Here is a 9,274-nt window from a genome sequence, read left to right as displayed (position 1 = left end):
CGACAAAGAAAAAATATGAGCAAGAGATTGATGTGCGTGTCAGCATCGATCGTAAAAGTGGTGACTTTGATACTTTCCGCCGCTGGGTCATCGTCGAAGAAGTTACCCAACCAACGCGTGAAATCACCCTTGATGCAGCTCAATTCGAAGACCCTGAGCTGAATGTTGGTGGATATGTTGAAGACCAGATCGAATCTGTAACCTTTGACCGTATCACCACGCAAACCGCAAAACAGGTTATCGTACAAAAAGTACGTGAAGCTGAACGCGCAATGGTTGTTGATCAGTTCCGCGAACACGAAGGTGAGATAATCACCGGTGTTGTGAAGAAAGTTAACCGCGATAACATCTCTTTGGATCTCGGTAGCAACGCTGAAGCTGTTATTCTTCGTGAAGATATGTTGCCGCGTGAAAACTTCCGCCCAGGTGACCGTATTCGCGGTGTGCTTTATGCTGTGCGTCCGGAAGCTCGTGGAGCTCAACTGTTTGTTAGCCGTTCCAAACCAGAAATGCTGATCGAACTGTTCCGCATTGAAGTTCCGGAAATTGGCGAAGAAGTGATTGAAATTAAAGCCGCTGCGCGTGATCCTGGTTCTCGTGCGAAAATCGCTGTGAAAACCAACGATAAGCGTATCGATCCAGTAGGGGCTTGTGTTGGCATGCGCGGTGCGCGTGTTCAGGCAGTTTCTACTGAATTGGCTGGTGAGCGTATTGATATCGTGTTGTGGGACGATAACCCTGCACAGTTTGTTATCAATGCTATGGCTCCAGCTGACGTGGCTTCCATTGTTGTTGATGAAGATAAACATACAATGGATATCGCGGTAGAGGCAGGCAATCTGGCGCAAGCTATCGGTCGTAACGGTCAGAACGTACGTCTGGCTGCACAACTGAGTGGCTGGGAACTCAACGTTATGACTGTTGATGACCTGCAAGCCAAGCATCAGGCTGAAGCTCATGCGGCCATTGATACCTTTACCAAATACCTCGAAATCGACGAGGATTTCGCCACTGTATTGGTAGAAGAAGGTTTCTCCACTCTCGAAGAGTTGGCTTATGTGCCAATGAAAGAGCTGCTGGAAATTGATGGCCTTGATGAAGATACAGTGGAAGCATTACGTGATCGCGCCAAAAACGCCCTCACCACACTGGCATTGGCGCAGGAGGAAAGCCTGGGCGATAACAAACCTAAAGAGGATCTACTGAACCTCGAAGGTATGGATCGCAACCTGGCCTTTAAACTCGCTTCACGCGGTGTGAGCTCGCTAGAAGACTTAGCTGAGCAAGGTGTCGATGATTTGTCAGATATTGAAGGTTTAACTAACGAGAAGGCCGGCGAATTGATCATGGCCGCTCGCAATATCTGCTGGTTTGGCGACGAAGCGTAATAAACTGTAGCAGGAAGGAACAGCATGACAGATGTAACCGTAAAAACGCTGGCCGCAGAGATTCAGACTCCCGTGGACCGCCTGGTACAGCAATTCGCTGATGCAGGTATCCCGAAGCAAGCTGATGACGCTGTGACCGCACAAGAAAAACAGACTTTGCTGGCGCATTTGAACCGTGAACACGGTTCGACGCCAGACAAGTTGACGCTGCAGCGTAAAACCCGCAGTACCCTGAGTGTTCAGGGCACTGGTGGTAAAAGTAAATCGGTGCAGATTGAAGTCCGCAAAACGCGTACCTTTGTAAAACGCGATCCGCAGGCACAGGAAGCTGAACGCCTGGCGGAAGAAGAAGCGAAGCGTGAAGCGGAAGAACAAGCCCGTCGTGAGGCTGAAGAAACAGCCAAGCGCGAGGCACAGGCAAAAGCTGAACGTGAGGCCGCAGAAAAAGCTAAACGCGAATCCGCTGATAAAGCGAAGCGTGACGTTGCGGAAAAAGACAAAGTGAGCAATCAACAGACCGACGATATGACAAAAACCGCCCAGGCTGAAAAAGCCCGCCGTGAAGCAGAATCTGCCGAGCTGAAGCGTAAATCTGAAGAAGAAGCGCTGCGTAAGCTTGAAGATGAAGCGCGTCGCGTTGCAGAAGAAGCCCGCCGCATGGCTGAAGCCAATGAGAAGAATGGCACTGTAACTGCAGAACCGACAGAAGACACCAGTGACTATCACGTAACGACTTCTCAGCATGCTCGTCAGGCTGAAGATGAAAACGATCGTGAAAGCGAAGGTGGCCGTAGCCGTACTCGTACTGCAAAAGCCCCGCGTCCTAAGAAAGCCAACAAACACGCTGAATCTAAAGCCGATCGCGAAGAAGCTCGTGCTTCCGTTCGTGGTGGTAAAGGTGGCAAGCGTAAAGGTTCTTCTCTGCAGCAGGGCTTCCAGAAGCCAGCTCAGGCTGTTAATCGTGACGTTATCATCGGTGAGACCATCACCGTTGGCGATCTGGCAAACAAAATGGCCGTTAAAGGTTCTCAGGTCATCAAAGCGATGATGAAACTGGGCGCAATGGCGACCATCAACCAGGTCATCGACCAGGAAACAGCACAGCTGGTTGCCGAAGAGATGGGCCACAAAGTTATCCTGCGTCGTGAAAACGAGCTGGAAGAAGCAGTAATGAGCGACCGTGACACCGGTGCTGCGGCTGAACCGCGTGCACCCGTTGTGACCATCATGGGTCACGTTGACCACGGTAAAACCTCTCTGCTCGATTACATTCGTTCTACTAAAGTAGCCTCCGGCGAAGCGGGTGGTATTACCCAGCATATCGGTGCTTACCACGTAGAAACTGACAACGGCATGATCACCTTCCTGGATACCCCGGGCCACGCCGCGTTCACCTCTATGCGTGCTCGTGGTGCTCAGGCAACGGATATCGTGGTACTGGTTGTTGCCGCAGACGATGGCGTGATGCCGCAGACTATCGAAGCTATCCAGCACGCGAAAGCGGCGCAGGTGCCTGTAGTCGTTGCAGTAAACAAAATCGATAAGCTGGAAGCCGATCCAGACCGCGTTAAGCAGGAACTGTCCCAGTACGGCATCATGCCAGAAGAGTGGGGCGGCGAGAGCCAGTTCATCCACGTTTCTGCGAAAGCCGGTACAGGTATCGACGATCTGTTGAACGCCATTTTGCTGCAGGCCGAAGTTCTTGAACTGAAAGCTGTACGTAATGGTATGGCAAGCGGTGCCGTTATCGAATCCTTCCTGGATAAAGGTCGTGGTCCGGTTGCAACCGTGCTGGTTCGTGAAGGTACTCTGAACAAGGGTGACATCGTACTGTGTGGCTTCGAGTATGGCCGTGTGCGTGCGATGCGTAACGAACTGGGTCAGGATGTTCTGGAAGCAGGTCCGTCCATTCCAGTTGAAATCCTTGGCTTGTCTGGTGTACCGGCTGCCGGTGACGAAGTAACGGTTGTTCGTGACGAGAAGAAAGCGCGTGAAGTTGCGCTGTACCGTCAGGGCAAATTCCGTGAAGTTAAACTGGCGCGTCAGCAGAAATCCAAACTGGAAAACATGTTCGCCAACATGACCGAAGGCGAAGTTCACGAAGTGAACGTCGTACTGAAGGCCGACGTACAGGGTTCTGTAGAAGCCATCTCCGATTCTCTGCTGAAACTCTCTACCGACGAAGTGAAGGTGAAGATCATCGGTTCTGGCGTAGGTGGGATCACCGAAACCGACGCAACCCTGGCTGCGGCATCCAACGCGATTCTGGTTGGCTTTAACGTACGTGCTGACGCTTCTGCGCGCCGTGTTATCGAAGCGGAAAGCCTGGATCTGCGTTACTACTCCGTCATCTATCATCTGATCGACGAAGTGAAAGCAGCGATGAGCGGCATGCTGTCTCCAGAACTGAAACAGCAGATCCTCGGTCTGGCTGAAGTTCGTGACGTGTTCAAATCACCGAAATTTGGTGCCATCGCAGGTTGTATGGTTACCGAAGGTGTGGTTAAACGTCACAACCCAATCCGCGTTCTGCGTGACAACGTGGTTATCTATGAAGGCGAGCTGGAATCCCTGCGTCGCTTCAAAGATGATGCCAACGAAGTCCGTAACGGCATGGAATGTGGTATCGGCGTTAAGAACTACAACGACGTTCGCGTTGGCGATATGATCGAAGTGTTCGAAATCATCGAGATCAAACGCAGCATCGAGTGATTGATGTGAAGCCCGGCGGTCATTCATTGGCTTGCCGGGTTTACGATATCAACATGCAGACCGGGTTTGGCCTGATAAGCGAATCGCCATCAGGTTAAGAAGCACCACCCGGCAATGAAATATTTAAAAAAGGGGCTTAACGGCCCCTTTTTTGTCTTTATTTTGGAGAATCGTTATGGCGAAAGAATTTGGTCGCTCACAGCGCGTATCTCAGGAGATGCAAAAAGAAATTGCTATCATTCTGCAGCGCGAAATTAAAGATCCTCGTTTAGGTATGATGACGACCGTTTCCGCAGTGGAAATTTCCCGCGACCTGGCGTATGCCAAAGTGTTCGTCACCTTCCTGAACGACAAAGATGAAGCCGCAGTAAAAGCAGGCATCCGTGCATTGCAGGACGCGTCTGGTTTTATCCGTACGCTGCTGGGCAAAGCTATGCGCCTGCGCATCGTGCCTGAACTGACCTTCTTCTACGATAACTCGCTGGTCGAAGGCATGCGTATGTCTAACCTTGTGACCAACGTGGTTAAGCATGACGATGAGCGTCGTGTGAACCCGGATGACAGCAAGGAGGACTGATGAGTCGTCCTCGTCGTCGTGGCCGCGATATACATGGCGTATTGCTGCTGGATAAACCACAAGGCGCGTCCAGCAATGATGTCCTGCAGAAGGTAAAACGCCTTTATAACGCTAACCGCGCAGGGCATACCGGGGCGTTAGATCCGTTGGCGACCGGTATGCTGCCGGTCTGTCTGGGTGAAGCGACTAAGTTTTCCCAGTATCTGCTCGATTCTGACAAACGCTACCGTGTGATTGCAAAGCTTGGCCAGCGTACTGATACGTCAGACGCGGATGGACAGGTTGTTGAAGAGCGTCCAATGACGTTTAGCGCCACTGAATTAGCCAGTGCGCTGGAAGGTTTTCGCGGTGACACCCTGCAAGTGCCGTCGATGTACTCGGCGTTGAAGCATCAGGGTAAAAAGCTTTACGAGTACGCTCGTCAGGGCATTGAGGTTCCGCGAGAAGCGCGTCCGATAACCGTTTATGAGCTGTTGTTCATTCGGCATGAAGGCGACGAACTGGAGCTGGAAATCCACTGCTCGAAAGGCACTTATATCCGGACTATCATTGATGATCTGGGTGAGAAACTTGGCTGCGGTGCGCATGTCATCATGTTGCGTCGTTTGGCCGTTAGCCGCTACCCGGTTGATCGAATGGTGACGCTGGAACAGCTGCAAGCGCTTGTCGAACAGGCTGAACAGCAAGATATTCCGGCAGCGCAGTTATTAGATCCGTTATTAATGCCAATGGACAGTCCAGCATCGGACTTCCCGGTCGTTAATCTGCCGTTGACCTCTTCGGTATACTTCAAAAATGGCAATCCGGTGCGTTCCGCAGACGTGCAGGTGAATGGCCTGGTGCGTGTTACCGAAGGCCAAGAAGGCAAATTCATTGGTATGGGCGAGATTGATGACGAAGGTCGCGTTGCGCCACGTCGTCTTGTCGTCGAGTATCCGCAATAACGGCCCGTCTTGCGATAAGATGTCGCTACGGGTAGAATATTGCCGCTTAACGTCCAAATAAAGGTTCGCCTGCGTAAGGCCGTTAATCCTGGGGTCGCTGAATTAGAGATCGGCACCCTTTTTACTTTTTAAATCTGGAGTTTAAAATGTCTCTAAGCGTTGAAGCTAAAGCAAAAATCGTTTCCGAGTTTGGTCGTGGTTCTAACGACAGCGGTTGTACTGAAGTTCAGGTCGCACTGCTGACCGCTCAGATCAACCACCTGCAGGGTCACTTCTCTGAGCACAAAAAAGATCACCACAGCCGTCGTGGTCTGCTGCGCATGGTTTCCCAGCGTCGTAAACTGCTCGACTACCTGAAACGTAAAGATGTTGCACGCTACACTGCGCTGATCGAGCGTCTGGGTCTGCGTCGCTAAGTCTGGCGAGTTTCAAAAAGAGGGGCCTTTATGGCCCCTTTTTTCAAGCAGATGGCAGCAATCCACATAAAACTCATGTATTGTTTGTATTGCTGCTATAAATGATCTTCGTTGCAGAGTTTCGCGCGGCTAATGAGAGGCTTAACTATTAGTTAAGATTGTCATTAGTCGCGAGGATGCAAGAGGATCGGGTCAATGAGCGGCATGCCTAATGGCGTGTCGTTACAATTTAAGAAAGGACATAATTTTGCTGAATCCGATCGTTCGTAAATTCCAGTATGGCCAGCATACGGTCACTCTGGAAACCGGCATGATGGCTCGCCAGGCGACCGCTGCCGTTATGGTTAGCATGGATGACACCGCGGTATTCGTTACCGTTGTGGGCCAGAAAAAAACCAAACCAGGCCAGGACTTCTTCCCCCTGACTGTTAACTACCAGGAGCGTACTTACGCTGCCGGTAAAATCCCGGGTGGTTTCTTCCGTCGTGAAGGCCGTCCAAGCGAAGGCGAAACCCTGATCGCGCGTCTGATTGACCGCCCGGTTCGTCCGCTGTTCCCGGAAGGTTTCGTAAACGAAGTTCAGGTTATCGCGACCGTTGTGTCCGTAAACCCACAGGTTAACCCTGATATCGTTGCTATGATCGGCGCATCCGCTGCGCTGTCTCTGTCTGGTCTGCCATTCAACGGCCCAATCGGTTCTGCTCGCGTGGGTTACATCAACGACCAGTATGTACTGAACCCAACCCAGGAAGAGCTGAAAACCAGCAAACTGGACCTGGTTGTTGCGGGTACTGAAGCTGCAGTACTGATGGTGGAATCCGAAGCAGAACTGCTGAGCGAAGACGTAATGCTGGGTGCGGTGGTATTTGGCCACGAGCAGCAGCAGATCGTTATCCAGAACATCAACGACCTGGTGAAAGAAGCGGGTAAACCACGTTGGGATTGGCAGCCTGAAGCCATCAACGAAGCGCTGCATGCGCGCGTTGCGGGTCTGGCACAGTCTCGTCTGAGCGATGCATATCGCATCACTGACAAGCAGGAACGTTACACTCAGATTGATGCTATCAAATCTGAAGTGATCGCGACCCTGATTGCTGAAGATGACTCTCTGGACGCAAACGATCTGGGCGACATTCTGCACGGTATCGAGAAAACTGCCGTTCGTAGCCGTGTACTGGCTGGCGAACCACGTATCGATGGTCGTGAAAAAGACATGATTCGTGGTCTGGATGTGCGCACTGGCGTTCTGCCACGTACTCACGGTTCCTCACTGTTCACCCGTGGCGAAACTCAGGCGCTGGTTACCGCGACTCTGGGTACTGCACGTGATGCACAGAACATCGACGAACTGATGGGCGATCGCACCGACAGCTTCCTGTTCCACTATAACTTCCCTCCGTACTCAGTGGGCGAAACCGGCATGGTTGGCTCACCGAAGCGTCGTGAAATTGGTCACGGTCGTCTGGCGAAACGCGGCGTGTTGGCTGTTATGCCGACTACCGACGAATTCCCGTACACCGTGCGTGTGGTTTCTGAAATCACCGAATCCAACGGTTCTTCTTCCATGGCTTCCGTATGTGGTGCTTCTCTGGCACTGATGGATGCAGGCGTACCGATTAAATCTGCAGTAGCCGGTATCGCGATGGGCCTCGTGAAAGAAGGCGAGAACTTCGTGGTTCTGTCCGACATCCTCGGCGACGAAGATCACCTGGGCGATATGGACTTCAAAGTAGCGGGTTCCCGCGAAGGTATCTCTGCGCTGCAGATGGATATCAAAATTGAAGGTATCACCAAAGAGATCATGCAGGTTGCTCTGAACCAGGCCAAAGGTGCGCGTCTGCACATCCTGGGCGTAATGGAACAGGCAATCAACGCACCACGTGGCGACATCTCTGAATTCGCACCGCGTATTCACACCATCAAGATCAGCCCGGACAAGATCAAAGACGTTATCGGTAAAGGCGGTTCTGTTATCCGTGCGCTGACCGAAGAAACTGGCACCACCATCGAAATTGAAGATGACGGTACTGTGAAAATCGCAGCGACCGACGGCGACAAAGCGCAATACGCTATCCGCCGTATCGAAGAGATTACCGCTGAGATCGAAGTGGGCCGTATCTACAACGGTAAAGTTACCCGTATCGTAGACTTCGGTGCCTTCGTGGCGATCGGTGGCGGTAAAGAAGGTCTGGTCCATATTTCTCAGATCGCTGATAAGCGTGTTGAGAAAGTGACCGACTATCTGCAGATGGGTCAGGAAGTGCCGGTCAAGGTTCTGGAAGTTGATCGTCAGGGCCGTGTCCGTCTGAGCATTAAAGAAGCGACCGAGCAGACTCAACCTGCCGCCGCGCCGGAAGCACCGGCTGCGGAACAGGGCGAGTAAGGTTGCCATTAGCCCTCCGCTTCTGCGGAGGGCACATTTTCGGGCAGGACGCTTGTTAGCAGCCGGGGAACAGGACGTTCATCCAATAGTTGTCTTCGGGAGTGGGAAATGAAGCCTTTTTTGCGCTGGTGTTTCGTTGCGACGGCACTCACGCTGGCAGGATGCAGTAACTCTGCCTGGCGTAAAAGTGAAGTCCTGGCGGTGCCATTGCAACCGACTTTACAGCAAGAAGTGATTCTGGCACGCATGGAACAAATTCTTGCCAGTCGGGCTTTAACCGATGATGAGCGCGCACAGCTTTTATATGAGCGCGGAGTGTTGTATGATAGCCTCGGCTTGCGGGCTCTGGCGCGAAATGATTTTTCACAAGCGTTGGCAATCCGCCCCGATATGCCTGAAGTATTCAATTACTTAGGTATATATTTAACGCAGGCAGGCAATTTTGATGCTGCCTATGAAGCGTTTGATTCTGTACTTGAGCTTGATCCAACTTACAACTATGCGCATTTAAATCGCGGTATCGCCCTCTACTACGGTGGTCGTTATCGTTTAGCGCAAGATGATCTGCTAGCGTTTTATCAAGACGATCCCAATGATCCTTTCCGTAGTCTGTGGCTCTACCTTGCAGAAAGCAATTTAGATGCAAAGCAGGCTAAAGTAGCGTTACAACAGCGCTTCGATAGATCGGATAAAGAGCAATGGGGATGGAACATTGTCGAGTTCTACCTGGGGAACATTAACGAAAAAACGTTAATGGAACGCCTCGAGGCGGACGCAACGGATAACACCTCGCTCGCTGAGCATCTCAGTGAAACCAACTTCTATTTAGGTAAGTACTACCTAAGTCTGGGGGA

At 51.7% G+C, this 9,274-nt stretch carries 7 protein-coding genes; all 7 read left to right on the top strand.

The window, feature by feature from the left end; genetic code table 11:
• The coding region (gene nusA, locus VH187_RS22125; protein WP_329703588.1) for a transcription termination factor NusA at nt 1–1,388 on the top strand (1,388 nt) is incomplete at its 5' end.
• 24 nt (nt 1,389–1,412) lie between these two features.
• Entirely contained in the window at nt 1,413–4,100 is a 2,688-nt protein-coding gene (infB, locus tag VH187_RS22120) for a translation initiation factor IF-2 (protein WP_329703587.1), read from the top strand.
• A 175-nt stretch (nt 4,101–4,275) separates the two neighbouring features.
• Nucleotides 4,276–4,677, top strand: a complete 402-nt coding sequence (gene rbfA / locus VH187_RS22115; RefSeq protein WP_329703586.1) for a 30S ribosome-binding factor RbfA — start codon at nt 4,276–4,278, stop codon at nt 4,675–4,677.
• Nucleotides 4,677–5,621: a tRNA pseudouridine(55) synthase TruB gene (truB, locus tag VH187_RS22110; protein WP_329703585.1), complete on the top strand. Its 945-nt coding sequence runs from the start codon at nt 4,677–4,679 to the stop codon at nt 5,619–5,621. Before rbfA ends, truB begins: the two co-directional genes overlap by 1 nt.
• A gap of 146 nt (nt 5,622–5,767) precedes the next feature.
• On the top strand, nt 5,768–6,037 hold the full coding sequence (gene rpsO / locus VH187_RS22105; protein ID WP_097164217.1) for a 30S ribosomal protein S15: 270 nt from the start codon (nt 5,768–5,770) through the stop codon (nt 6,035–6,037).
• Between the two features lie 247 nt (nt 6,038–6,284).
• Entirely contained in the window at nt 6,285–8,420 is a 2,136-nt protein-coding gene (gene pnp, locus VH187_RS22100) for a polyribonucleotide nucleotidyltransferase (protein ID WP_329703584.1), read from the top strand.
• Nucleotides 8,421–8,528: 108 nt separating this feature from the next.
• Nucleotides 8,529–9,274 (top strand): lipoprotein NlpI (gene nlpI, locus VH187_RS22095; RefSeq protein WP_329703583.1); only part of this gene is annotated, 746 nt, incomplete at its 3' end.

This window comes from Scandinavium sp. (genome assembly GCF_036271055.1).
GTDB lineage: Bacteria > Pseudomonadota > Gammaproteobacteria > Enterobacterales > Enterobacteriaceae > Scandinavium.
This window is presented reverse-complemented; position numbering and strand designations above follow the sequence as displayed.